This window comes from Nonomuraea sp. 3-1Str, from assembly GCF_031570565.1.
In the GTDB taxonomy this organism is placed as follows: Bacteria; Actinomycetota; Actinomycetes; order Streptosporangiales; family Streptosporangiaceae; genus Nonomuraea.
Genome location: NZ_JALHBK010000010.1, coordinates 103,181 through 126,121, shown reverse-complemented (window position 1 = coordinate 126,121; position 22,941 = coordinate 103,181). Strand labels below are relative to the sequence as shown.

The 22,941-nt window shown below is 72.9% G+C and carries 23 protein-coding genes and 1 tRNA gene; 11 read left to right on the top strand and 13 right to left on the bottom strand.

Translation table 11 applies throughout. The features are described from left to right. Window positions 1–42 precede the first annotated feature (42 nt). Genes gcvT through MTP10_RS18175 form a run of 3 tightly spaced genes read left to right on the top strand, consistent with a single transcriptional unit; the run spans window position 43 to window position 2,942 of the window. Complete coding sequence (gcvT, locus tag MTP10_RS18185) at window positions 43–1,128, top strand: glycine cleavage system aminomethyltransferase GcvT (RefSeq protein ID WP_310710657.1); 1,086 nt, start codon at window positions 43–45, stop codon at window positions 1,126–1,128. Next, on the top strand, window positions 1,125–1,514 hold the full coding sequence (gene gcvH / locus MTP10_RS18180; protein WP_310710656.1) for a glycine cleavage system protein GcvH: 390 nt from the start codon (window positions 1,125–1,127) through the stop codon (window positions 1,512–1,514). The genes gcvT and gcvH overlap by 4 nt, the downstream gene beginning before the upstream one ends. Before the next feature lie 51 nt (window positions 1,515–1,565). Continuing rightward, complete coding sequence (locus MTP10_RS18175) at window positions 1,566–2,942, top strand: L-serine ammonia-lyase (protein WP_310710655.1); 1,377 nt, start codon at window positions 1,566–1,568, stop codon at window positions 2,940–2,942. A gap of 14 nt (window positions 2,943–2,956) precedes the next feature. Here MTP10_RS18175 and MTP10_RS18170 read toward each other — a convergent pair whose 3' ends face one another. Then, window positions 2,957–3,457 carry a hypothetical protein gene (locus tag MTP10_RS18170; protein ID WP_310710654.1) on the bottom strand — a complete coding sequence of 167 codons (501 nt, stop codon included), beginning with the start codon at window positions 3,455–3,457 and terminating at the stop codon, window positions 2,957–2,959. Between the two features lie 68 nt (window positions 3,458–3,525). Further along, the gene (locus tag MTP10_RS18165) at window positions 3,526–4,128 is read right to left on the bottom strand and encodes a DUF6286 domain-containing protein (protein ID WP_310710653.1); all 603 of its coding nucleotides are present in this window, start codon (window positions 4,126–4,128) and stop codon (window positions 3,526–3,528) included. Window positions 4,129–4,267: 139 nt separating this feature from the next. On the opposite strand from MTP10_RS18165, the gene MTP10_RS18160 reads away from it, so the two are divergent. After that, window positions 4,268–5,461, top strand: a complete 1,194-nt coding sequence (locus MTP10_RS18160) for an amino acid deaminase/aldolase (RefSeq protein ID WP_310710652.1) — start codon at window positions 4,268–4,270, stop codon at window positions 5,459–5,461. 245 nt (window positions 5,462–5,706) lie between these two features. Here the strand turns inward: MTP10_RS18160 and MTP10_RS18155 are convergent, their stop codons facing one another. Further along, entirely contained in the window at window positions 5,707–6,030 is a 324-nt protein-coding gene (locus MTP10_RS18155) for a DUF3618 domain-containing protein (RefSeq protein ID WP_310710651.1), read from the bottom strand. A 179-nt stretch (window positions 6,031–6,209) separates the two neighbouring features. On the opposite strand from MTP10_RS18155, the gene bcp reads away from it, so the two are divergent. Both bcp and MTP10_RS18145 read left to right on the top strand, forming a co-directional pair. Further along, window positions 6,210–6,683, top strand: coding sequence for a thioredoxin-dependent thiol peroxidase (gene bcp / locus MTP10_RS18150; RefSeq protein WP_310710650.1), 474 nt, complete (start codon window positions 6,210–6,212; stop codon window positions 6,681–6,683). A gap of 128 nt (window positions 6,684–6,811) precedes the next feature. Beyond that, window positions 6,812–6,894 (top strand) — tRNA-Leu (locus MTP10_RS18145). Window positions 6,895–6,897: 3 nt separating this feature from the next. On the opposite strand, the gene MTP10_RS18140 is transcribed toward MTP10_RS18145, so the two are convergent. Beyond that, window positions 6,898–7,890, bottom strand: coding sequence for an HNH endonuclease (locus MTP10_RS18140; protein ID WP_310710649.1), 993 nt, complete (start codon window positions 7,888–7,890; stop codon window positions 6,898–6,900). A 62-nt stretch (window positions 7,891–7,952) separates the two neighbouring features. Then, the gene (locus tag MTP10_RS18135; RefSeq protein ID WP_310710648.1) at window positions 7,953–8,309 is read right to left on the bottom strand and encodes a hypothetical protein; all 357 of its coding nucleotides are present in this window, start codon (window positions 8,307–8,309) and stop codon (window positions 7,953–7,955) included. 496 nt (window positions 8,310–8,805) lie between these two features. On the opposite strand from MTP10_RS18135, the gene MTP10_RS18130 reads away from it, so the two are divergent. The 4 genes from MTP10_RS18130 to MTP10_RS18115 all read left to right on the top strand — a co-directional run bounded on the left by MTP10_RS18130 (window position 8,806) and on the right by MTP10_RS18115 (window position 14,088). After that, complete coding sequence (locus tag MTP10_RS18130) at window positions 8,806–9,948, top strand: sensor histidine kinase (RefSeq protein WP_310710647.1); 1,143 nt, start codon at window positions 8,806–8,808, stop codon at window positions 9,946–9,948. Then, a complete protein-coding gene (locus MTP10_RS18125) occupies window positions 9,948–10,619 on the top strand; it encodes a response regulator transcription factor (RefSeq protein WP_310710646.1) in 672 nt (223 codons plus the stop codon). The genes MTP10_RS18130 and MTP10_RS18125 overlap by 1 nt, the downstream gene beginning before the upstream one ends. A gap of 133 nt (window positions 10,620–10,752) precedes the next feature. After that, window positions 10,753–11,517 (top strand): ABC transporter ATP-binding protein, encoded by a 765-nt coding sequence (locus MTP10_RS18120; protein WP_310710645.1) that lies wholly within the window; start codon window positions 10,753–10,755, stop codon window positions 11,515–11,517. 60 nt (window positions 11,518–11,577) lie between these two features. Beyond that, window positions 11,578–14,088 carry an FtsX-like permease family protein gene (locus MTP10_RS18115; protein WP_310710644.1) on the top strand — a complete coding sequence of 837 codons (2,511 nt, stop codon included), beginning with the start codon at window positions 11,578–11,580 and terminating at the stop codon, window positions 14,086–14,088. Between the two features lie 52 nt (window positions 14,089–14,140). Here MTP10_RS18115 and MTP10_RS18110 read toward each other — a convergent pair whose 3' ends face one another. The 5 genes from MTP10_RS18110 to rph all read right to left on the bottom strand — a co-directional run bounded on the left by MTP10_RS18110 (window position 14,141) and on the right by rph (window position 19,133). After that, window positions 14,141–14,410: a hypothetical protein gene (locus MTP10_RS18110; RefSeq protein WP_310710643.1), complete on the bottom strand. Its 270-nt coding sequence runs from the start codon at window positions 14,408–14,410 to the stop codon at window positions 14,141–14,143. A 25-nt stretch (window positions 14,411–14,435) separates the two neighbouring features. Continuing rightward, the gene (locus MTP10_RS18105; protein ID WP_310710642.1) at window positions 14,436–15,278 is read right to left on the bottom strand and encodes a toxin glutamine deamidase domain-containing protein; all 843 of its coding nucleotides are present in this window, start codon (window positions 15,276–15,278) and stop codon (window positions 14,436–14,438) included. Window positions 15,279–15,950: 672 nt separating this feature from the next. After that, window positions 15,951–17,636, bottom strand: coding sequence for a molybdopterin-dependent oxidoreductase (locus tag MTP10_RS18100; RefSeq protein WP_310710641.1), 1,686 nt, complete (start codon window positions 17,634–17,636; stop codon window positions 15,951–15,953). Between the two features lie 184 nt (window positions 17,637–17,820). After that, window positions 17,821–18,417, bottom strand: coding sequence for an RdgB/HAM1 family non-canonical purine NTP pyrophosphatase (gene rdgB, locus MTP10_RS18095; protein WP_310710640.1), 597 nt, complete (start codon window positions 18,415–18,417; stop codon window positions 17,821–17,823). After that, window positions 18,414–19,133: a ribonuclease PH gene (rph, locus tag MTP10_RS18090; protein ID WP_310710639.1), complete on the bottom strand. Its 720-nt coding sequence runs from the start codon at window positions 19,131–19,133 to the stop codon at window positions 18,414–18,416. The genes rdgB and rph overlap by 4 nt, the downstream gene beginning before the upstream one ends. Window positions 19,134–19,201: 68 nt before the next feature. On the opposite strand from rph, the gene MTP10_RS18085 reads away from it, so the two are divergent. Continuing rightward, a complete protein-coding gene (locus MTP10_RS18085; protein ID WP_310710638.1) occupies window positions 19,202–20,443 on the top strand; it encodes an MFS transporter in 1,242 nt (413 codons plus the stop codon). Window positions 20,444–20,462: 19 nt separating this feature from the next. Here MTP10_RS18085 and MTP10_RS18080 read toward each other — a convergent pair whose 3' ends face one another. The 3 genes from MTP10_RS18080 to MTP10_RS18070 all read right to left on the bottom strand — a co-directional run bounded on the left by MTP10_RS18080 (window position 20,463) and on the right by MTP10_RS18070 (window position 22,890). After that, window positions 20,463–21,215 (bottom strand): MBL fold metallo-hydrolase, encoded by a 753-nt coding sequence (locus MTP10_RS18080; RefSeq protein ID WP_310710637.1) that lies wholly within the window; start codon window positions 21,213–21,215, stop codon window positions 20,463–20,465. Further along, window positions 21,184–22,035 (bottom strand): glutamate racemase, encoded by an 852-nt coding sequence (gene murI / locus MTP10_RS18075; RefSeq protein WP_310710636.1) that lies wholly within the window; start codon window positions 22,033–22,035, stop codon window positions 21,184–21,186. The genes MTP10_RS18080 and murI overlap by 32 nt, the downstream gene beginning before the upstream one ends. 63 nt (window positions 22,036–22,098) lie before the next feature. Next, window positions 22,099–22,890 carry a thioesterase family protein gene (locus MTP10_RS18070; RefSeq protein ID WP_310710635.1) on the bottom strand — a complete coding sequence of 264 codons (792 nt, stop codon included), beginning with the start codon at window positions 22,888–22,890 and terminating at the stop codon, window positions 22,099–22,101. Window positions 22,891–22,941 lie beyond the last annotated feature (51 nt).

Sequence of the window (22,941 nt, the reverse complement as noted above, 5' to 3'; positions counted from 1 at the left end):
AGGGGGAGGATCCTGGCATCCGACCCTGCCCTGAGGTGCGAAATGTCCCGACCCACACCGTTGCGAGACGTTCACGAGAGTCTCGGCGCCACGCTCACCGACTTCGCCGGCTGGCTGATGCCGCTGCGCTACGGCAGCGAGTCCGCCGAGCACAACGCCGTCCGCGGCGCGGCCGGGCTGTTCGACCTCTCGCACATGGGCGAGATCTTCGTCACCGGGCCGCAGGCGGGCGAGGCGCTCGACTACGCCCTGGTCGGCCACCTGTCGGCCCTCGTGCCCGGCCGCGCCCGCTACACCATGATCGTCAATGAGCGGGGCGGGGTGCTCGACGACCTCATCGTCTACCGGCTGGGCGACGAGGAGTTCATGGTCGTGGCCAACGCCTCCAACTACGAGAAGGTCGCCGCCGAGCTGGGCGGGCGCGCCAAGTCGTACGACGCGGTGGTCGAGGACCGCTCCGAGCAGTACGCGCTGATCGCCGTGCAGGGGCCGCACGCCCAGGAGATCCTCGCCACCCTCACCGACGCCGACCTGCCCGGCCTCAAGTACTACGCGGGGCTGCCCGGCGTGGTCGACGGGCGGCAGGCGCTGATCGCGCGCACCGGCTACACCGGCGAGGACGGGTTCGAGCTGTTCGTGGCCAACGAGGACGCCGTGCCGCTCTGGCACGCCCTCACGCGGGCCGGCGAGCCGTACGGGCTGCGCCCCGCGGGCCTGTCCAGCCGCGACACGCTGCGCCTGGAGGCCGGCATGCCGCTGTACGGCAACGAGCTGAACGCCGAGCTGACCCCGTTCGACGCGGGGCTGGGCAGAGTGGTGAAATTCGACAAGCCGGGCGACTTCGTCGGCAGGTCGGCGCTGGAGGCGGTCAAGGACACGCCGCCGCGGCGCCGGCTCGTCGGTCTCGTCGCCCGGGGCCGCCGGGTGCCCCGCCACGGGTTCCCGGTCACCAAGGACGGTGCCGTCGTCGGCGAGGTCACCAGCGGTGCCCCCTCCCAGACCCTGGGCAGGCCCATCGCGATGGCCTACGTCGACACCGGGGCGGACGAAGGTCTGGCCGTGGACATCCGGGGCAGCCATGAGGCCATGGACCTCGTGGAGCTGCCCTTCTACAGGAGGAACAAGTGAGCAACATCCCTGACGAGCTGAGCTACACCAAGGAGCACGAGTGGGTGGCCGGCCTTGACGAGGCCATCACGGTGACCGTCGGCGTCACGGCGTACGCCGCCGAGGCCCTTGGCGACGTGGTGTACGTCCAGCTCCCCGACGTGGGCGCGACGGTCGCGCCCGGTGACTCCGTCGGCGAGGTGGAGTCGACCAAGTCGGTGAGCGAGATCTACGCCCCCGTCGGCGGCGAGGTCGTCGAGGTCAACCAGACCGTGGTGGACGACCCCTCGCTGGTCAACAGCGACCCGTACGGCGAGGGCTGGATGTTCCGCGTGCGCGTCGAGGGCGACCCCGAGGACCTGCTCTCGGCCGAGGAGTACACGGCCCTCACCTCGGGCGAGTCCTGACCCATCCGCCGGGGCCCACCGGGCCCCGGCCCTGCTGAAGGGCGCACATCAATGGCGATCAGCGTCTTCGACCTCTTCAAGATCGGCATCGGCCCGTCGAGCTCCCACACCGGCGGCCCGATGGCCGCTGCGCACAAGTTCGCGCGCGGCCTGGACGAGGACGGCCTGCTCGACCAGGTGGACCGCGTCGAGGCCATCTTGTACGGCTCGCTCGGCCTGACCGGCAAGGGCCACGGCAGCGACAAGGCGGTCCTGCTCGGCCTGTCGGGCGAGAAGCCGGAGCTGGTCGACGTGGACACGGTCGACGAGCGCCTGGCCGCGATGCGCGCCTCCGGCACGGTCAAGCTCTACGGCACGCGCGAGATCCCGTTCGTCGTGGGCGAGGACCTCGTCTTCGAGCGGAAGATCTCGCTGCCGGGCCACCCCAACGGCATGCGCTTCACCGCCCGCGCCGATGACGGCTCGGTGCTGCGCGAGAAGGTCTACTACTCCGTCGGCGGCGGCTTCGTGGTGGACGAGACCGCGACGGGAGCCGACCGGATCAAGCCCGACGACACCATCCTGCCGTACCCGTTCACCACCGGCGAGGAGCTGCTCAAGCACTGCTCGGCCTCGGGCCTGTCGATCTCGGCGCTGATGCTGGAGAACGAGAAGGCGTTCGGCCGCTCCGAGGAGGAGATCCGCTCCGCCATCCTGAACCTGTGGCGCGTCATGGCCGAGTGCGTGCGGCGGGGCATCGCCAAGGAGGGCGTCCTGCCCGGCGGCCTGAAGGTCAAGCGCCGGGCCAACCAGCTCCACCGCCGCCTCCAGGCGGAGGCGTCCGGCGACGACCCGCTGCGGGCGATGGACTGGGTGTCGCTGTTCGCCCTGGCCGTCAACGAGGAGAACGCCGCGGGCGGCCGCGTCGTCACCGCTCCCACCAACGGCGCCGCCGGCATCATCCCGGCCGTGCTGACCTACTACTCCAAGTTCGTCCCGAGCGCCGACGACGAGGGCGTGATCCGCTTCTTGCTCACGGCCGCGGCGATCGGCGTGCTGTTCAAGGAGAACGCCTCCATCTCGGGGGCCGAGGTCGGCTGCCAGGGCGAGGTCGGCTCGGCCTGCTCCATGGCCGCGGCCGGGCTGACCGAGGTGCTCGGCGGCACCCCCGAGCAGGTCGAGAACGCGGCCGAGATCGGCATCGAGCACAATCTCGGGCTGACCTGCGACCCGATCGGCGGACTGGTGCAGATCCCGTGCATCGAGCGCAACGCGGTCGCCTCCATCAAGGCGATCGCCGCGGCCCGCATCGCGCTGCGCGGCGACGGCCGCCACTTCGTCGCGCTGGACAAGGCGATCAAGACGATGCGGCAGACCGGGGCCGACATGCTGGACAAGTACAAGGAGACCTCGCGCGGCGGCCTGGCCGTCAACGTCATCGAGTGCTGAGGCCGCCGGCGGGCTCAGCGGCGGACGTGGAGGCGGACGACCGTGCCGGTGTCGTCGTCGCGGACCTCGCGGCGGATGCGGCCCACGATCTCCTTGTCCAGCTTGCCGACCATCGCGCCCACGTCCGCCGACGGTGCGCAGGTGACGGCGATGCGCAGGTGGTCGCCGTCACCCACGACGCGCACCCCCGTACGGCTCAGCCCGTCCACGTCCTTGAGCCCCACGCACAGCATGGCCGTGCCCGTGCCGGAGCGCACCCCGCGGCGGCCCCATCCCAGGCAGAGCAGCAGCCACCGGAGTGAGACCAGGCCGAGCAGCATCAGCCCGAGGGCCGCGGCCCACAGCGTCCACGACTGGGCGGCGACGATCTGCGCCGTCTGCTCGGGCAGCACCTTGGCCCGCGGCGACAGGCCACTGAGCCTGTCATCGGCGCGCAGCCACGCGTACACGCCCAGGAGCACCAGCACCGCGCCCACGACGGCCAGCCCGACCCGGTTGCCGGCGTACTGTCTCACCCTTGCCCCTCTCGGCTCACCAGCGTCTTCCTCGGCTCATCACTTCGCTCGCCATCGCCCCTTGTGATTCACCAGCGCCTCCTTCTGCGCAGCCGGACCACGACCTCTCCCGTGCCGAGCGTGCCGACGCCCGCCAGCCGGTCGCCCACGGCCGCGCCCACCTGGCGGAGCATGGCGCCCGTGCTCTCCGCGCCGGTCGTCACTGTGACCTCGATGGTGCGCCGGCGCAGCCGTACACGTGCCCGTGACACGCCCTCGACCTCCTGCGCCACGGCGCGCAGCGTGCGGCGCAGACCGACGCGCGTGATGCCGATGACGATGTTCGGGTCGGACGTCTCGACCGGCACCAGGTGGCAGCGGCCCGGGACGACGGCGAGCAGCAGCAGGGCGGCGCCCGCGCCGGCGATCCAGAGCGCGCCCGTGCGCAACTCGGCCCAGGCGTGCCGGCCCGCCAGGTCGATCAGGCGCTCCAGCGGCAGCAGGCCGAGTGGCTTGCCCACCAGCGCCGTCACGATCTCGGCGGCCGACAGGCCGAGGCAGACGGTGAGCGCCAGCGCGACCACCGCCCCGGCGGGGGTGCGCGCCGGTTTCAGCGCACGGGTGGAGCGGAGGAGGGGGCTCTCCTGCGCCGGCAGGAGGGCTCCGGGCAGAAGCTGCTGGAGCGTGCTCATCACACCGACCACAGGTACACGGGCCGGGCATCGGATGGATCATGCCCTCGCCGCCGGTTTGCCCGATCATTACAAGGGTGTCCGGGCAACATGAACTTCACTCATGTTCAATTGCCCGATATGCGGTTACGCTGCTGGTATGGACGCCCGCCCGCGTTACGACCGCGCCACCGCGACGCTGGACCCGCCGTTCGCCGTCCTCGACCTCGACGCCCTGCGGGCCAACGCCGCCGACCTCGTACGGCGCGCGGGCGGCAAGCCGATCCGCGTCGCGACCAAGTCGATCCGCTGCCGTCCCGTGCTCGAACGCATCATGGCCATGGACGGCTTCCGCGGGCTGATGGCCTTCACGCTGCCGGAGGCGCTGTGGCTGGCGCGCTGCGGGTTCGCCGACATCCTGGTGGCCTACCCTACGGCGGACCGGGCGGCGCTGGCGACCCTGGCCGGTGATCCGCGCCTGGCGCGGGAGATCACGGTGACCGTGGACTCGGCCGAGCACCTGGACTACGTGGACGACGCGGTGGCGGCCATCCACCCCCGCCCCGAGATCCGGATATGTCTCGACATCGACGCTGGATATGTCGCCCTCGGTGGGAAATTTCGGGCGGGAGCGCTGCGCTCCTCGATCCGCGAGCCCGAGGAGGCCGCCGACCTGGCCGCCGAGATCGCCAAACGGCCCGGGTTCCGGCTGTCCGGCCTCATGGCGTACGAGGCGCAGATCGCCGGGGTGGGCGACGACCCGCCCGGCAATCCCGCGATGGCCCGCGCGATCCGCGTCATGCAGCGACGCTCGGCCCGCGAGCTCATCCTGCGCCGCGGCCGCGTCGTCAACGCCGTCAGCCGGCTATGCGACCTCGACTTCGTCAACGGCGGCGGCACCGGCTCCATCGAGCGCACGGTCCGCGAGAAGGCCGTCACCGAGGTCGCGGCCGGCTCCGGGTTCTTCCACCCGCGCCTGTTCGACTTCTACCGGGCCTTCACCGGCCGTCCCGCGGCGCTCTTCGCGCTGCCGGTGGTCCGCCGGCCGGCCCCGGACACGATCACGGTCCTCGGCGGCGGTTACCTGGCCTCCGGGCCGCCCGGCCCCAGCCGCCTCCCCCAGCCGTACCTGCCGCCGGGCCTGCGCTACGCGCCCGACGAGGGCGCCGGGGAGGTGCAGACCCCGCTGCTCGGCGAGGCCGCGGAGGACCTGCGGGTGGGCGATCGCGTCTGGTTCCGCCACGCCAAGGCGGGCGAGCTGTGCGAACGCTTCGCGGAGCTCCACCTCATCGACGGCGACGAGGTCGTCGGCACGGCCCCGACGTACCGGGGCGAGGGCAAGACCTTCCTCTGACCCTCTCGGCCCTCGGACGCTCTGGGCCTTCCTGACCCTCTCGGCCTTATGCCCTCTGGATCCTCTTGGCCGTCTTGACCCGTTGGACCCCTTAACCCCCTGGTCGTCTTGGCCGTCCTGGCCCGATCCCGCCGGGCATCCCGGGGGCGGTGGCCGGGCGGTCCGGAGGCGGTGGCCAGGCGGGCCGGGGGCGGTGGCCGGGCGGCCCGGGGGCGGCGGTCCCGCCCCCGGGCGACGCCCAGGTCTCAGCGGCGGCGGCGCCGCCCCCGCGCGATCGCGGCGCCCAGCACCAGCACGGCCCCCACCCCGATCAGCACGGGCCCCAGCTCGGGCGGCTCGTCGTCCCACAGCCGCTCGGAGTCCTCGCCCGGCGCCGGCCGTTGCGTCACTCCCAGCGCGTCGCCCACGGACGCGACGAACAGCCCGGCCCGCGCCTTCACATCGGCGACCGTGCGCTCCTTCACCCGCTTGGGGCTCACGCGGTCGGCGATGGCGTCGACCGTCTGCGCCAACTCCGCGCGGGTCCGCGCGATCCGCCGCTCCAGCTCGTCGGGATCGGTGTCTGCCATGGCTCTCCTCTCGACCACGCTCCGGTCGGCCGGCTCATGTCGGCGCCCACTTCGTGGGTCACGGACGAGCACTCCGGCTCCGGTCGTGATCAGTCTGTCAGGTCGGCACCCCGCGCGGCACGGCGGGCGGCCCGGCGTACCGGCCCGGTAGGTTTTGCTGGACGAACTCAGGAGGGCCCATGACCGAAACCAAGCTCGCGCCCGGCGACGCCGCGCCCGAGTTCACGCTACCCGCGGCGGGCGGAAACACCGTCTCCCTGGGCGATTTCCGCGGCAAGCGCGTGATCCTCTACTTCTACCCGGCCGCCATGACGCCGGGCTGCACCAAGCAGGCGTGCGACTTCCGCGACAACCTCGCGCAGCTCACCGGGGAGGGGTTCGCCGTCCTCGGCGTGTCCAAGGACAAGCCCGGCAAGCTGGACAAGTTCGTCGAGCGCGACGCGCTGACGTTCCCGCTGCTGTCCGACCCGGAGCTGGACGTCCACAAGGCGTACGGCGCGTACGGCACCAAGAAGCTGTACGGCAAGGAGGTCGTCGGCGTCATCCGCTCCACCTTCGTCATCGACGCGGACGGCAAGATCGAGCAGGCGCTCTACAACGTGAAGGCGACGGGCCACGTCGCGTCCCTGAAGAAGAAGCTCGGCCTCGCCTGACCGCCACCCGCGGGCTCTCACCGGGGCCCGCACGGGGGCTGGACCCCCGCGGGGCATGGCGCGAACACGTATGCCCACGCTCGCGCGGGGACGCTAAACTGTCCGGAGCCCGCCACGGCGGGACTTACGCGGGCGTGGCGAAATGGCATACGCGGCAGGTTTAGGTCCTGTTGGTGGAGACACTGTGGGGGTTCGAGTCCCCCCGCCCGCACATTCATCGACGCGTTGAGCCGCGATTCCTGCCCGCAAATGTCGGGGTCTGCGAATGACAGTTCGGGCACAGCAGCCGAAGGTTATCGCTACGGTTATCCAAGGGATCGCCGTTGACGTGATCCACCTCCAACGTCAGGGGCTGCCCCTGCCACGTCTCTCCACCGCCGCATCGCGCGCACACCGCAGGCACCCCCAGCGCCCGCAGGGCACGGCGGAGCCTGGCGCCGGGAGTTCGGCTCGCGCCAGGCGGACGCACCACCAGGACGGCGGTCGGATCGCGGTACGAGCCGTCGAGCGCGACGCTGGTGGGCTCGCGCCTGAAGTGCGACGTGTCGATGCCGTGACGCCCCAGGCATCGCAGCACGCGCCTCCGGTTCGCCTCGCCGGAGGCGAGCCCCAGTCGCCGCATCAGCTCCGCGACGGAGTGCACATCCCTGACGACCGACCGGACCTCCGCCTCGTCGAGAGCGAGCCGCCGGTAAGCGGTCGGCTCGGGGATCCCCGCCGCCCGCAACCGCCGCCGGACCCGCTCGCGTGCCGCACTGCTTCCGGACAGGCCCAGCCTCCGGAGAATCTCTCGCATGCTCTTTGCGCCGCGAGCCGCCTCAGCCAGGGCGTCGTCGCCGAAATCGGCCACCGGATTCAGCTCACCCGAAACACCTGCGAAATGGGACGTGCTGATACCGGCGGCCTTGATGCGCCTGCTGATGTGCGAATGTGCGCCACCGCTGCGCGTGATGCCGAGATAATCCAGAACTCCGTTGACACTCGTCGACGCGGCGACCGCCCCGGCGAGGATTTCCGGTGTGTACGTGACTGCGGCGCCTCGCCGGAAATGTGTCGTGTCGATGCCCAACCGGTCCAATGTCCGCCGCATGCTGGCCCGGCGGCCACCCGAATTGTTCAGCCCCAACTCGGCGAGGACGCCGGCCACGGACGTGACGCGACCCACCAGGCGGGCCAGCTCCTCCGGAGATGGATACGCGGATGGCATGGAAGCACCCTAGGAAATCCCACCGACATTCCCGGCCGCCGTGGTGGCCCGGTGCTCTGCGCTCAGCCCGTGCGGGTGGGGGTCGGGGTGATGGGAGGCGGTGCTGTGGGGGGCGAGGTGGGGGGAAGCGACATGGTGGGGACGGGCGTCGGCGGGATCATGGGTGCGGTGGGGCCCGGCGGGAACGGGGCGGCGTCGCGGCAGTACGTGCCGCCGGGGACCGGGCGGCAGTTCGGGTGGACGCCCGGGTGGCGCTCCCAGTCGCGGTAGGGGCCCCAGCGGGGCCGGTCGTCCCAGTGGGAGGCGCGGTCGTGGTGGGTGACGCCGGCGACGAGCGCCACCGCGGTGCCGCCCAGCAGGCCGCCGATGACCAGGCCGATCAGGCCCGCGCCGATGATCTGGGCCGGCTTCTGACGCACGAAGTCGCGGAAGGAGGGGTCCTGTCGCGGAGGCGGAGGGGGCGGAGGCGGTCCCCAGCCGGGGCTCGTGTGCGCCGCCGGCGGTTGCTGCCGCGTACGGTCCGTTCCTGAAGCCGGCGGCCGGTCCTGCGTGGCGTCCGTCCCTGGAGCGGTGGGCTGGTGCTGCGTGGCGTCCGTCCCTGGAGCGGAGGGCTGGTCCCGCCTGGCGTCCGCTCCTGGAGCGGGAGGTCGTTCTACTGAGACCGGGTCGCGCGGCGCTTCCTCTTCGCCGCGCGACCCAGCTCCGCGATCATGATCCGCCATCACGATCTCCCTTTACTGCCCCATAAGGGGGCACTCCCAAGGTCAACTATGCCCATACCGTCGTAAGGCGGGCGTAAGACCTGGGTCGTACACCGACTTCCCCCTTGAGGCGGACAAACTCCCGGCAGGCCCTACGTATCGTAAGGATGTGTTCGGCAGGGTACATGCGTGGTCGAAGCGCCATGCGAAGGTCATGGATGCCCTCCGGGGCGCGCCGCTCGCGGTGCTGACGTTGATCACCGTCCGGCCGTACGCGGACGACACCGTCCAGGGACCCGGCGCCACGCTCCACCTGGCCGGGTACCTGGTGCTGTCGGGGCTGCTCATCGTGCCGCTGCTGTGGCAGCGGCGCAGGCCGCTGACGGTGTTCGGGGCCGTGGCGCTGATCTGCTTCGTCCAGTGGGCGCTGGGTTTCGATCCCGTGCCGGCGAACCTCGCCGTGCTCCTGGCACTGTGGTCGGTGGCCTACCAGTGCGCGTTCTGGTGGGCGCTCGCGGCGGGGCTGGTGGCCGAGCTGGGCGTGTACCTCGTGCTGGTGCACTGGAGCCAGGTCTCGTTCAGCATGTTCTTCAGCGGCTCCATCTTCGTCGTGACCACCTGGCTGACCGGCCTGTACGCCAACACGCGCCGCCGCTACCTGGAGGGCCTGGAGGAGCGCGCCGAGCGGGCCGAGCGCGAGCGCGACCAGCAGGCGCGGCTGGCGGCGACGGCCGAGCGGGCACGGATCGCCCGGGAGCTGCACGACGTGGTGGCCCACCATGTGAGCGTCATCGTGGTCCAGGCCGACGGCGCCGGCTACGCCATCGACCGCGCCCCCGAGCAGGCCCGCCAGGCCGTGCGGAACATCTCCAGGACCGGCCGGGAGGCGCTGGCCGAGATGCGGCGGCTGGTCGGCGTGCTGCGCGAGGACCGTGAGGGCGGTGCGACGGGAACCGACTACACGCCCCAGCCGGGGCTGGCCCAGCTTGAGGAGCTGGTGCGCGGCGCGGGCGTGCCGGCGCGGCTGCGGGTGTCGGGCGTGCCGAGCGACCTGCCGGAGGGGCAGCAGCTCGCGGTGTACCGGATCGTTCAGGAGGCCCTGACGAACGCGCTCAAACACGGCGGGCCGGGGGCGCGCGCGCTGGTGGAGCTCACGTACGGAGGGCCGGAGCTGGTGGTGCGGGTGAGCGACGACGGGCGGGGCGCGGCGGCGCCGCGCAGCCACGACGGCCACGGGCTGGTCGGGATGCGCGAGCGGGTCGGCATGTACGGCGGGGCGGTGTCGGCGGAGCCGCGTCCCGGCGGCGGGTTCGAGGTGCTGGCCCGGCTGCCCGTCCCCGCGACCAGGGCCGCCTGATGAGCGGCCAGGAGGGCGCCCCCATCCGGGTGATGCTGGTCGACGACCAGGAGCTGCTGCGCGCCGGGTTCAGGATGGTGCTGGCGGCGCAGCCCGACATCGAGGTGGTCGCCGAGGCGGGCGACGGCGCGCGGGCGCTGGAGGTGCTGCGCGGCACCGACGTGGACGTCGTCCTCATGGACGTGCGCATGCCGGGCATGGACGGCGTCGAGGCGACGGCCCGGATCCAGGGGCCGAAGGTGCTCATCCTCACGACGTTCGACCTGGACGAGTACGCGTTGGCGGCGGTGAAGGCTGGCGCGTCAGGGTTCCTGCTGAAGGACGTGCCGCCGGACGACCTGCTGAACGCGATCAGGGCGGTGCACGCGGGCGACGCCGTCATGGCGCCGAGCACGCTGCGCCGGATGCTCGACCGGTTCGCCGCGAACCTCCCGGACCAGGACCTGCCCGACGGGGCCGGGCTGACGCCGCGCGAGCGCGAGGTGCTGCTGATGGTGGCGCGCGGCCTGTCGAACCTGGAGATCGCCGCCGCGCTGGAGGTGGCGGAGGCGACCGTGAAGACGCATCTGGGCCGGGTGCTGGCCAAGCTGGGGCTGCGGGACCGGGCGCAGGCGGTCGTGTACGCGTACGAGGCGAGGCTGGTCGTGCCCTCCCACCGGCCGCGAGCCTGACGCGGGTGCATCGGCCGAAAGGCTGACCGGCGTCATCGCACGGCCTAGACGAAATCCCTCCTCAGGGCCCATTTTTTCCGCACATCTCGCTCGTAGCGTGAGTCGCGTTCCCCAACCCCTTGAAGGAGTGGACGTGACCATCACCGAGACCGAGACAGGGAGCCGCCGCAGGGCCGCCCCCGCCGTCGTGGCGCGCGGCCTGACGAAGGTGTACGGCCAGGGCGACGCGAAGGTGTACGCCCTGCGCGAGGTGGACGTGGCGTTCGAGACCGGCGCGTTCACGGCGATCATGGGCCCGTCCGGTTCGGGCAAGTCCACGCTGATGCACTGCCTGGCCGGGCTGGACACGGCCACGTCGGGCACCGTGCGCATCGGCGACGTGGAGCTGACCGGCCTGAGCGACAAGCGGCTCACGTTGCTGCGCCGGGAGCGGATCGGGTTCGTGTTCCAGGCGTTCAACCTGCTGCCGACGCTGACCGCCGAGCAGAACATCCGCCTCCCCCTGGAGATCGCGGCCCGGCAGCCGGACCAGGTGCTGTTCGACCGGGTCGTGGAGACGGTCGGCCTGCGGGACCGGCTCGGGCACCGGCCGACGGAGCTGTCCGGCGGCCAGCAGCAGCGCGTGGCCGTGGCGCGGGCGCTCATCAGCAAGCCGCAGGTGATCTTCGCGGACGAACCGACCGGCAACCTGGACTCGCGCAGCGGCGCCGAGGTGCTGTCGTTCCTGCGCACCTCGGTGCGGGAGCTGGGGCAGACGATCATCATGGTCACCCACGACCCGGTCGCCGCCGCGTACGCGGACCGCGTGGTGTTCCTGCGGGACGGCGAGCTGGTCACGGAGCTGGCCGCGCCCACGCCGCAGTCGGTCCTCGACACGCTGATGAAGCTGGAGGGCTGAGATGACGCACCCCGCTGAGACGACCCATGCCGCTGAGACGACCCATAACGGAGGCGCGGCGTGCTGAGGACGACGCTGGCCGGGCTGCGCGCGCACCGGCTGAGGCTGCTGCTCACGTCGCTGGCCATCACGCTGGGCGTGGGCTTCATCGCCGGCACGTTCGTGCTGACGGACACCGTCCAGGCCGGGCTGGCGCAGAAGGTCACGGCCGACGCGGGCAAGGTGGACGTGGCCGTACTGGCCGAGGGGCCGGACGGCCGGCTGCCCGCGGCGCTGCTCGACAAGGTGCGGGGCCTGCCGGGCGTCACGGACGCGCAGGGCGTCGTACGCGGGCCGGCGCCGCTGATCGGCAAGGACGGCAAGGCGGCGGGCGACGCTCCGACGACGGGCCTGTCGATCTCGTCCGGCCCGCTCAGCCGCGCCGTGATCGTGTCCGGTACGGGCCCCGGCTCCGACGACCTGGCGGCCGTGCTCGACGAGAGCACCGCCAAGGCCCAGGGCGTCAAGGTGGGCGGCACGATCACCGTGCTGGATCCGCAGCGGCGGGGGCGGATGTTCAAGCTGGTCGGCCTGCTCGATCCGGGCGTGGACCAGGAGCTGGCCTACACCGGCGTGGTGGGCTTCACCCCGGCCATGGCGCAGCGGATGACGGGCGAGAAGGGGTTCCGCGAGATCGACGTCGCGGGGGCCGACCCTGACGCGCTGCGGCGGACGGTCGCCGCGGCCGCGGGCGGCGAGGGCCGCCAGGTGCTCACCGGAACGCAGCTCGCCGACCGGCTGGCCCGGCAGGCCGGGGTGGAGATCAAGGCGGTGACCGTGGGGCTGCTCATGTTCGGGCTGGTGTCCATGCTGGTGGCGGCGCTGGTCATCTACAACACGTTCACGATCCTGGTGGCGCAGCGCACCCGGGAGATGGCGCTGCTGCGCTGCATCGGCGCGACGCGGGGCCAGGTGTTCGGGTCGGTGCTGCTGGAGTCCGTCGTGATCGGCCTGCTGTCGGCCGTCCTGGGCCTGCTGGCCGGGTACGGGCTCGGCGCGGGGACGCTCGCGGTGCTCGGCGCGCTGGACGCGCCGCTGCCGACGGGGGCCGCCGTCCGGCTGACGCCGGGCACCATCGGCCTCGGGCTGGCCGTCGGGCTGCTCGTCACCATTGGCTCGGCGGTGCTGCCGGCGCGCACGGCCACGCGGGTCGCGCCGGTGGCCGCGCTGCGCACGCAGGTGGAGGAGCAGGCGTTCCGCACGGGCCTGCTCCGGATGGTCGCCGCCGGGGTGTTCCTGCTGGCGGGCCTGGGCACAGCCGGTGTCGGCGCGCTGGTGCTGGAGCCGGGGCAGCAGGTGTCTTTGTTCGTGGTCATGGGCGGTGGCGTGCTCACGTTCCTCGGCGTGCTCATCCTCGGGCCGGTGCTGGTCAGGCCGCTCAGCGCGCTGGTCGGGGCGATCCCGGCCCGGCTGTTCGGCGTGCCGGGACGGCTGGCCGTGGACAACTCCGGCCGCAACCCGAGGCGGGCCGCCACCACGACGGTCGCCCTGACCGTGGGCGTGACGCTGATGACGCTCATCTCCGTGCTCACCGCCTCGACCCGGGTGACGCTGACCGACAAGCTCGACGACCAGTTCCCCATCGACTACATGCTGGCCACCCAGGAGCGCGACTCGGCCATTCCCCGCTCCGTCGGCGAGGAGCTGCGGCGGCGGCCGGAGCTCGCCTCGGTGGTGCAGATCCGCGACACCGAGGCCAAGGTCAGCGGGCCGAGGGGCAGGGCGAGCCGCGTGGACGTGGGCGCGTACGACGGCCCGATGGACCCGCCCGTCACGGCGGGCTCCATGCGCGGCCTGGGCGACGGCCAGGTCGCGGTCGAGGACGACGTGGCCGCCAAGCTCGGCGTCCGCCTGGGTGACTCGCTGTCGCTGACGACGAAGGAGGCGGGCGTGGTCACGCTCGCCGTCGTCGCGGTGCTGGACGGCTCCGACTCGGCGCTGCCGGACCTCACCGTGGCCACGACCGCCTTCGACCGGTATTTCGGCGCGCTGCCCGACTCCAGGGTGATGGTCGACGCCAAGGACGACGTTGCGGCGGACAGGTCCCGGGCGGTGGTGGACGCGGCGACGGCCGCGTACCCGACGGTCAAGGTGTCGAGCTCGACCGAGGTGCGCGGCGAGTTCGACGAGGCCCTGGACATGCTGCTGATGATCGTCACGGGGCTGCTGGGGCTGGCCATCCTCATCTCGCTGCTCGGCATCGCCAACACGCTGTCGCTGTCGGTGCACGAGCGGACCCGGGAGTCGGCGCTGCTGCGGGCCCTCGGCCTCACCCGGCCGCAGTTGCGGCGCATGCTGTCGGTGGAGGCGCTGGTGCTCGGGCTGATCGGCGCGCTCGTCGGGGTGGTGCTCGGCGCGGTGTTCGGCTGGGCCGCGGTGCGGGCGATGATCGACGGGGCGGTGTACGTGGTGCCGTACGGTCAGGTCGCGCTGTTCGTGGTGCTGTCGGGGCTGGCGGGGGTGCTGGCGGCGGTGCTGCCGGCCCGGCGCGCGGCCCGCGCCTCGATCGTCGGCGCCCTGGCGAGCGGCTGACGACCTGTCAGCCCCGGGACGCCCTCAGCGGCAGGTGCGGCCTCGGCCCGGCTCAGCGGGGAGTGCGGCCCGGCCACAGCTCGGCGACCGTCTCCGGGTCGAGCAGGGGGCGGCTGACGATCTCCCCGGTCACCCGGTCGATCACGATGCAGCCGCCGCCGACCGTGGCCGGCAGCGTGGCCGGGTCGTCGGAGTCGGGCTCCCTGACCCAGGCCACGTACCCCTCGCCGAACCCGTGGACCCCCACCCGCACCGGGTCGTCCACCGGCCGCACCCCGTTGAAGTACTCCTCCGCCACCGCCCTGGCCTGGTCGAGGTCCACCGCGCTCACCTCTGCCCGTCGCGACTCATCGTGGTCTCCCGTACCGGTCGACGACGACGCAGAACACCCCGGTCACCGTCGTGTAGGGAGGATCGACCGCCATGTGGCCGCGCTGGGCGTCGATCCAGATGACCTCGCCGCCGAAGTTGACGGCGTTCCAGGCGTGGGAGCCGCCGCCGGGCCAGCGCACGACGATGACGGCCGCGGCCCCGTGGCCGGCCTCGATCAGCCGCCGTTCCACCAGCGGGTAGGCGTGCCGCCCGTGACCGGCGTACTGGAAGCGCTGCCCCACCCACCGCTCGATCCTGGCGGCCCCGCCCGTCTCGCCCCTCAGCACCGGCCTGCCGAGCCGGTCGTACTCGGGGTGCCGGGCCGCCGCGGCGGCGGGCTCGCCGTGCCACGTGGACAGCACGGCCAGGGCGCAGTCGGCGGCGTTGGAGGCCCGGAAGGGGTCGTCCGCCGGGCCGCCGCCGTTGATCAGCCTGACCCAGGTGCCGCGCGGGTCGGGGAAGCGCGTGCCGGGCGGCACGGCGCGCCGCAGGTCGTGCTCGACCTGCGGGTCGGGACGCGCCAGCCCTCCTGCCATCCCGTACGGCCGGCAGTCGGCGAGCCGCGGCGGCCTGGCGGGACCGTCGAACCAGTCGGCCGTCCTCGCCCGCCGGCCGGCCGCTCCCCCGGCGCGCACCGCCCAGCCGGCCCAGCCCGGGGCCTCTCCCCGGGCAGGCATGATCCATCCGGCCTGTCCTCCGAGCGTGGAGTCGTCGCCGCGTTCCTCCACCACGGGCGCCGGGGCGGCAGCAGGAGGCGGGGCGGTGACATCCAGCGGCCCCGGGGGCGCCGAGGCCGCCTCACCGGGGGCCGCGGGCACGCCCGGCCGTCCCTCTGATGGCGCATCGGCCGGACGAGCGGATGGGCGCCCGTCCGGGACCGGGTCCGGAGGCGTGGGCAGGAGACCGCCGCCTACGCGGACCGCCGCGGGACCGCTGTCGGGCGGTGCGGAGCCGGGGGCGGAGGTGGGCATGGAGGTGAGGGCGGAGACGTGCCCCGGGGCGACGCCACCTGCCGCGTCCGCCGCGGGAGACCGGTGCCTCGCCGTCGTGACACCCGCCGTCGTGACACCCGCCGTCGTGGCACCCGTTGGCATGGCACCCGTTGGCATGACGGCACTCGGCGCGGCGGAACGCGGCGCGGCGGCACTCGCCCGCCGCTCCTCTCCGGACCGCTGCTCCCCCGCCGGCCGCCCGGATGCCGGTGGTCGTGGGGCGAGAGGAGTGGGGTCGGGCGGGCCGGGGTCCGGCGGGTCGGCGGCGCGCTCGTAGTCGCGCCACCGCACGCCGTCGCCGACCACCGGGTCGTAGCGCCCTCCGGGAAGGACCCACCGGACGCGGGGCTTGCGGTCGCGGGTCACGTCCTGCCTCCTGTCGTGCTCGACGCCGATCGTAGGGCCGCCGCCCCGGCCAGGAGGGCCACTCGGCAAGTTCGGGCACCACGATCCACCCGCTGTACCTGCACAAACGCGGAGAAAGGGTACGACGGAGCGTTACGAGACCTGGACCGTGATCGTGTGCCAGCCGGTCGCGCCGTCCGGTGCGGGAGGCGCCTCCTGCTCCGCCTGGGTACGGCCGGCGGCGTCGGTCGCGCGTACCTCGATCGTGTGGCGGCCGGGTGTGGCGTCCCAGTCGAGCGCCCACTGCCGCCACGTGTCGGGCCCCGGCACCGCGGCGAGGCGCGCCTGCCGCCACTCGCCGCGGTCCACGCGCACCTCCACGGCGTCGATCCCGGTGTGCTGCGCCCAGGCGACCCCGGCGACCGTCGTGCGGCCCGCCCGCACCGTCGCGCCCTGCCGGGGCAGGTCGATGCGCGACTGCGTCTTGATCGGCGCCTTGGCGGCCCAGCCGCGCGGCGTCCAGTACGCCTCGTCCCGGTCGAACCTCGTCACCTTCACGTCCACCACCCACTTGGTGGCCGAGACGTACCCGTACAGCCCCGGCACCACCTGACGCACCGGGAAGCCGTGGTCCACGGGCAGCGCCTCCCCGTTCATGGCCACGGCGAACAGCGCGTCCCGCCCGTCCATGACCACGTCCACCGGGGTGCCGCAGGTGAAGCCGTCGGCGGAGGTGGACAGGAGCATGTCGGCGCCGGACTGGAGCCCGGCCTCGCGCAGCACGTCGGCCATGCGGACGCCGAGCCAGCGGGCGTTGCCGATGTACTCTCCGCCGACCGGGTTGGACACGCAGGTGAGCGTGATGTCGGCCTCGGTGAGAGGCCGCTTGAGCAGGTCGGCGAAGGTCATCTCGATCGGCCGGTCGACCATGCCGTGGACGCGCAGCCGCCACGTCCGCGGGTTCACCTGGGGGACGACGAGCGCGGTGTCCACCCGGTAGAAGTCCCGGTTCCTCGTGGTGAAGGGGGACAGGCCGCTGATGCGGAAGTCCGTCCCGGCGGGCAGCGGCGCGGCGGGCGTGGCGGGCGCCGGCAGGGCCAGGCCGCCCCTGGCGGTGTCCACGGCCTGACGGTCCGACAGGACCCGCCCGAGCACGGTGGCCGCCCCCGCCACCACCACCCCGCTCGCGACCCCGGTCAGCAGCCTGCGCCGGTCGAACCCACCGGCCGCGGACGCCCCGGGCCGCATCACCACGGGCCGCTCCGCCCCGGACGGCCGCCCGTCCTCCCCGGCACCGCCCTCACCACGGAAGCCCGCCTCCCCGGCACCGGCCTCACCACGGAAGCCCACCTCTCCGGCACCGGCCAGGACCGCGGGCTCCTCGGCGGGCGCCGGGTGGAGACGCGCTCGCCGTTCGAGGAGGCGCAGCGTCCAGACGCCCGCCGCCACGCCCACCACCGTCGGGAGCACCCCGGTGATCCCGGCGCCCGGCCGGGTCAGCACCGCCAGCACCCCCACGGCCCCGAACGCCAGCAGCCCCGCGTCGCCGGCCACCGGCCGCCGCCGGGCCGCTATCCCCAGGGCGGCCGCGATGACGGCCAGCACCACGAGCACGCCCCCGACGAGAACCGTCTTGTCGTTGGCGCCGAACGCGTTGATCGCGAAGTCCTTGACCGGTGGGGGCGTCAGGTCGACGACCACGTCGCCCACGGCCACCACCGGGAACGTCTCCGGCCCCGCGATCCCGGCCACGAGCCGGGCGACGCCGAGCGCCACCGCCCCGGCCGTCAGCCCCGCCAGCGCGCCCGCCCAGGCGGGCGCCATGTCTTGCCTCTGCACGGTACCGACGCTACGCCCGCGGCACCCGCCCGGTTCTTACGCGCCGGTTACGGGACTGCCACGCCAACGTCAGAACCGCCACGCCAACGTCAGGACCCCACACACACGTCAGAACCGCACGCACACGTCAGGACCCCACACACCTCAGGGCTCCACGCACACGTCGGAACCGCCACGCGAAACGTCAGGACGCCGGTGACAGCAGGTCGCGGACCTGCGGGGCGAGGGCGCGGAACGCGCGGCCCCGATGGCTGATCGCGTCCTTCTCCTCGGGCGCCAGCTCGGCCGTCGTCCGCGTCTCACCGTCGGGAACGAAGATCGGGTCGTACCCGAACCCGTTGGACCCGCGCGGAGCGGAGATCAGCCGGCCCGGCAGGTCGCCCTCGACCACGCAGGTCTCCCCCGACGGCAGCGCCAGCGCCGCCACGCACGCGAAGTGGGCGGTCAGCCGCTCGGCGGGCACGTCGGAGACCTGGGCCAGCAGCAGGTCGAGGTTGGCCTGGTCGTCGCCGTGGCGGCCGGACCAGCGGGCGGAGAAGACGCCGGGCATGCCGTTCAGCACGTCGACGCACAGGCCGGAGTCGTCGGCCACCGCGGGCAGCCCGGACCCCTGGGCGACGGCGTGCGCCTTGAGCAGGGCGTTCTCCTCGAACGTGACCCCCGTCTCGGCGACCTCGCCGATCGAGGGGAACTCCTCGAGCCCCAGGATGTCGAACCCCGACAGGATGCGGCGCAGCTCCGCGATCTTGCCCTGGTTGCGGGTGGCGAGCACTATCTTCATCGGCCGAGCGCCTCCATCTGGATCAGCGTCAGCTCCTCGCAGCCGCCGGCGGCCAGGGCGAGCAGCTGGTCGAGCGTCCCGCGGTCGAACGGCGCGCCCTCGGCGGTGCCCTGCACCTCGACGAAGCTGCCGGAGCCCGTCATGACGACGTTCATGTCCGTCTCGGCGGCCACGTCCTCGGTGTAGCAGAGGTCGAGCATCGGCACCGCGCCGACGACGCCGACCGAGACGGCCGCGACCGAGCCGACCAGCGGGTCGCCGGGGCACATCTTGCGCTCGCGCATCCACGCCACGGCGTCGGCCAGGGCGACGTACGCCCCGGTGATCGCGGCGGTCCGGGTGCCGCCGTCGGCCTGGAGGACGTCGCAGTCGAGGACGATGGAGTTCTCGCCGAGGGCCTTGTAGTCGACGCAGGCCCGCAGCGACCGGCCGATCAGCCGGGAGATCTCGTGGGTGCGCCCGCCGATCTTGCCGCGGACCGACTCGCGGTCGTTGCGCGTGTTGGTGGCGCGCGGCAGCATGGCGTACTCGGCGGTCACCCAGCCCTGGCCGCTGCCCCGGCGCCAGCGCGGCACGCTGTCCTGCACCGAGGCGGCGCACAGCACGCGCGTGCCGCCGAACTCGACGAGCACCGAGCCCTCGGCGTGGGCGAGCCACTGCCGGGTGATGGTGATCGGGCGTAGCTGGTCGGGAGCACGGCCATCCTGTCGAGACATGCAGTTCACCCTATCTCCGCACCGTGACGCTCTTGACCGAAAGTGTCCGCCACAGCGATCCTTACGCAATGACAACGGGGGTGTTGCGGAGCCCTGACTTCATCAGGTTCCTCAGCTCACATGTGGCCGACGAGCTCGGGGTCAACATCTCCCGAGTCGCGCTCCCGCTGGTCGCCGTCCTGGTCCTCAACGCCGGCGCGCTGGAGGTCGGCCTGCTTTCCGCGTTACAGACCGCGGCGTTCCTGGCGATCGGGCTACCCGCGGGGGTGTGGGTGGACCGCATGTCGAAGCGCCGCGTGATGATCACCGCGGATCTGGTCCGGTGCGCGCTGCTGGCGAGCATCCCGCTCGCGTACATGCTGGGACTGCTGTCCATGGGGATGATGCTGGCGGTGGCGCTGCTGGCGGGCATGGCGCAGGTGTTCGACGACGTGGCTGATCAGACCTACCTGCCCGAACTGGTCAGCAAGCAGAGCCTGAGCAGCGGCAACTCCAAGCTGGAGTTCGTGCGCTCCGGCGGCGCGCTGGCCGGCCCCAGCCTGGGCGGGCTGCTGGTGCAGGCCCTGGGCGCACCCCTGACGGTGTTCGCCACCGCGCTGGCCTCGCTCGGCTCGGCGATCCTGCTCACCTCGATCAGGACGCCCGACCGGCGGGCTCCCGCGGGCGGCCGGCGCACCGGCATGCTGCGGGACATCCGTGAGGGGCTCGTGTTCGTCTGGCGCGACCGGCTGCTGCGGGCGATCGTCACCACGACCGCCGGCACCAACCTGTGCGTCAGCGCCGTGCTCGGGCTGTCGGTGCTGTTCCTCGCCGACGAGGTGCGGCTGGCGCCGGGGGTGATCGGCGTGCTGCTCATGTCCGGCGCGGTCGGCGGGCTGCTCGGCGGGCTCACCGGGACGTGGCTGTTCACCCGGTACGGCACGGCCCGGGTGACCTGGCTGGCGATCGCCGTGACGTCGCCGTTCGGCCTGCTGCTCCCGATGACGCAGGCCGACTGGCGGGTGGCGTTCTTCAGCGTCACGTCGATCGCGCTGTCGTGGGGGGCGATCCTCTACAACGTGGGCCAGATCACCTACCGGCAGATGGTCGCGCCGGAGCGCATGCTCGGCCGGATCAACGCCACGGTCCGGTTCCTGGTGTGGGGCACGATGCCGCTGGGCGCGCTGCTCGGCGGGCTCGTGGCCCAGCAGATCGGCGTGCGGGAGGCGTTGTGGCTGTTCATGGCCGGCCGGCTGGTGTCGTTCCTGCCGCTGCTGTTCTCGCCGCTGCCGCGGATGCGCGACTTCACCCAGGTACGCACCGACCCCTGAACCAGCCGGCCCGACGAGGTCAGGCCAGCTCGTAGACGGCGCCGCTCCTGGCCAGCTCGATGGGGCCGTCGTAGCCGCCCCGGGAGGCGTCGTCGAGCACGGTCGCCTGGTCGTTCCAGGGCACCAGGTGGGTGAGCACGAGCCTGCCGGCGCCGGCCTTGGCCGCGTGGACGGCGGCCTGCCGGCCGGAAAGGTGCAGATCGGTGGGCAGCCCCGGCCGGTCCACGAAGGACGCCTCGCACAGCATCAGATCGGCGTCCTCGGCGAGCTTCACCAGCTCGGCGCACTCGCCGGTGTCGCCGGAGTAGGCGACCGTCCGCCCGCCGTGGGAGACGCGGAAACCGTACGCCTCGATGGGGTGGTTGACCAGGCGGGCCGTCAGCGTGAACGGTCCCACCTCGAACGTGCCGGCCGTCAGCGGCCGGAAGTCGAAGGCCGTCTCCAGCGCCGGCTCGTCGGGCATGCCGTACGCGGCGGCCAGCCGCTTCGACGCGTCGGCTGGCGCGACGACCGGCACGCGCGGGTACGGCGCCTCGGGGCCGTACGTGCGGGCCACGTGGTAGCCGCACATGTCGAGGCAGTGGTCGGCGTGCAGGTGGGACAGGCAGATGGCGTCCACGTCGTACAGGCCGATGTGCCGCTGGAGGGCGCCCAGCGCGCCCGCGCCGAGGTCGAGCAGCATCCTGAAGCCCTCGGCTTCGAGCAGGTAGCACGACGCGGGGCTGTCGGGGCCCGGGAAGCTACCCGAGCAGCCGATGATGGTCACCTTCATGTGGGCCTCCGTTGCAGGTAGTACCCCCGACCGGTGTGACTTCGACCGCGTCGATCTCCGGGCCCAGGAAACGCCGTCCCAGGTGGGCGAACAGCGTGGAGTCGCCGGTGGCGCGGAAGCGGTGCCGGGGGGTGACGTCGCTTCCGGCCGCCAGGCCACGGTCGTGCAGGATCCGATAGACGTCCTTGGCCGTCTCGTCGGCGCTGGAGACCAGCGTGACCTCGTCGCCGGCGACATAGGAGATGGCGCCGGTGAGGAGCGGGTAGTGGGTGCAGCCGAGGATGAGCGTGTCGCACCCCGCCTCCCGGATGGGCGCCAGGTACTCCCGGACCGCCTGGATGACCTCCTCGCTCGTCGTGTCCCCCCGCTCGGTGTACTCGACCAGGCGCGGGGCGGCCACGCTGGTCAGGCGTACGTGGGGGGCGGCGGCGAAGGCGTCGTGGTAGGCCATCGACGCGATGGTGGCCCGGGTGGCGATCACGCCCACCTCGCCGGTGCGGGTGGCCCGCACCGCGCGCCGGGTGGCGGGCTGGATCACCTCGACCACCGGGACGTCGTAGCGCTCGCGCGCGTCGCGCAGCACGGCGGCGCTGGCGCTGTTGCACGCGATCACGAGCATCTTCACGTCGTTCTCGACGAGGTGGTCCATCACCTCCAGCGCGTAGGCGCGCACCTCGGCGATGCTTTTCGGCCCGTAGGGCTGGCGCGCCGTGTCGGCCACATAGGTGATGGACTCATGGGGAAGCTGGTCGATGATCGCCCGGGCGACCGTCAGGCCGCCCACCCCGCTGTCGAAGATCCCGATGCTCGCGTCCTGCACGTTTCAGAGGGTAGGGGACCCGCGACCTGCGCACTGCGTAAGAATACTCACAGTGCGTTCGTGTCACCCCCGTCCCACGCGTGCCAGCTGGCGGGCCTGGGCGACGAGGCGGCCCTGGGAGTCGCGCACCTCGACCTCCTCGTCGAACCAGCCGCCGGAGACCAGCCGGCCGCCGCCGATGAGCGTGAGCCAGCCGGGGGCGGGCAGCGCGCGCAGGTGCCAGGTCAGGTCCACGGTGGGCGCCCAGCCGCGCGCCCCCGTCGAGAACACCACGGGCGGCAGCGCGTCGACCGCGAGGGCCAGCACGTACGGGTCCGGGTCCTGGGTCTCGGCCATCCGGAAGTACGCCCGCGACTCGGGCCGGCCGGTGGGACGGCCGCTCAGCCAGCCGATCGTGGGCGGGTCGAAGAGCAGGTCGAGCTGGGCGTTGAGCGTCATGCCGGACTCGGGCTTGGGGTCGGGCAGCCGGACACAGTCCTCGGGGCGCGGCATGACATATCCCGATTCATCGGCATACGTGGGCTCCGCGTCGTGGAGCGTGGCGGTCGTCACCAGTGCCGCGATCTGGGCGACGTCGTTCTGGACGAGGGTGGCCCGGGTGAAGGCGGCGGTCTTGCCCGCCTTGAGCTGCTCGACCCGGACCCGCGCCGGACCGGCCGCCGGCGACCGGAGGAACTGGACCGTCGTGCTCACCGGGTGCTCGAACGGCGAGGAGTCCACCACGGCTCGCAGCACCACGGCCATCAGGTAACCGCCGTTGAGCGGCCCGCCGATGGCGTAGCCGGGGTCGAGGCAGACGTCGTAGGTGGTCTCGTCGACCCTGATCGCCTGCGTGGCCTCGTCGAACTTGGTCATCAGTCCCGCCTCACAAGGTACCGAACTATATTCTAGTAGCCCGCATACTCT

What these genes read in the sequence shown, in the direction of transcription:
- gcvT (WP_310710657.1), top strand. Translation starts at nt 43, where the DNA reads ATGTCCCGACCCACACCGTTGCGAGACGTTCACGAGAGTCTCGGCGCC.
- MTP10_RS18175 (WP_310710655.1), top strand. Translation starts at nt 1,566, where the DNA reads ATGGCGATCAGCGTCTTCGACCTCTTCAAGATCGGCATCGGCCCGTCG.
- MTP10_RS18165 (WP_310710653.1), bottom strand. Translation starts at nt 4,128, where the DNA reads ATGAGCACGCTCCAGCAGCTTCTGCCCGGAGCCCTCCTGCCGGCGCAG.
- MTP10_RS18160 (WP_310710652.1), top strand. Translation starts at nt 4,268, where the DNA reads ATGGACGCCCGCCCGCGTTACGACCGCGCCACCGCGACGCTGGACCCG.
- MTP10_RS18155 (WP_310710651.1), bottom strand. Translation starts at nt 6,030, where the DNA reads ATGGCAGACACCGATCCCGACGAGCTGGAGCGGCGGATCGCGCGGACC.
- bcp (WP_310710650.1), top strand. Translation starts at nt 6,210, where the DNA reads ATGACCGAAACCAAGCTCGCGCCCGGCGACGCCGCGCCCGAGTTCACG.
- MTP10_RS18140 (WP_310710649.1), bottom strand. Translation starts at nt 7,890, where the DNA reads ATGCCATCCGCGTATCCATCTCCGGAGGAGCTGGCCCGCCTGGTGGGT.
- MTP10_RS18130 (WP_310710647.1), top strand. Translation starts at nt 8,806, where the DNA reads ATGGATGCCCTCCGGGGCGCGCCGCTCGCGGTGCTGACGTTGATCACC.
- MTP10_RS18125 (WP_310710646.1), top strand. Translation starts at nt 9,948, where the DNA reads ATGAGCGGCCAGGAGGGCGCCCCCATCCGGGTGATGCTGGTCGACGAC.
- rdgB (WP_310710640.1), bottom strand. Translation starts at nt 18,417, where the DNA reads ATGAAGATAGTGCTCGCCACCCGCAACCAGGGCAAGATCGCGGAGCTG.
- rph (WP_310710639.1), bottom strand. Translation starts at nt 19,133, where the DNA reads ATGTCTCGACAGGATGGCCGTGCTCCCGACCAGCTACGCCCGATCACC.
- MTP10_RS18085 (WP_310710638.1), top strand. Translation starts at nt 19,202, where the DNA reads ATGACAACGGGGGTGTTGCGGAGCCCTGACTTCATCAGGTTCCTCAGC.
- MTP10_RS18080 (WP_310710637.1), bottom strand. Translation starts at nt 21,215, where the DNA reads ATGAAGGTGACCATCATCGGCTGCTCGGGTAGCTTCCCGGGCCCCGAC.
- MTP10_RS18070 (WP_310710635.1), bottom strand. Translation starts at nt 22,890, where the DNA reads ATGACCAAGTTCGACGAGGCCACGCAGGCGATCAGGGTCGACGAGACC.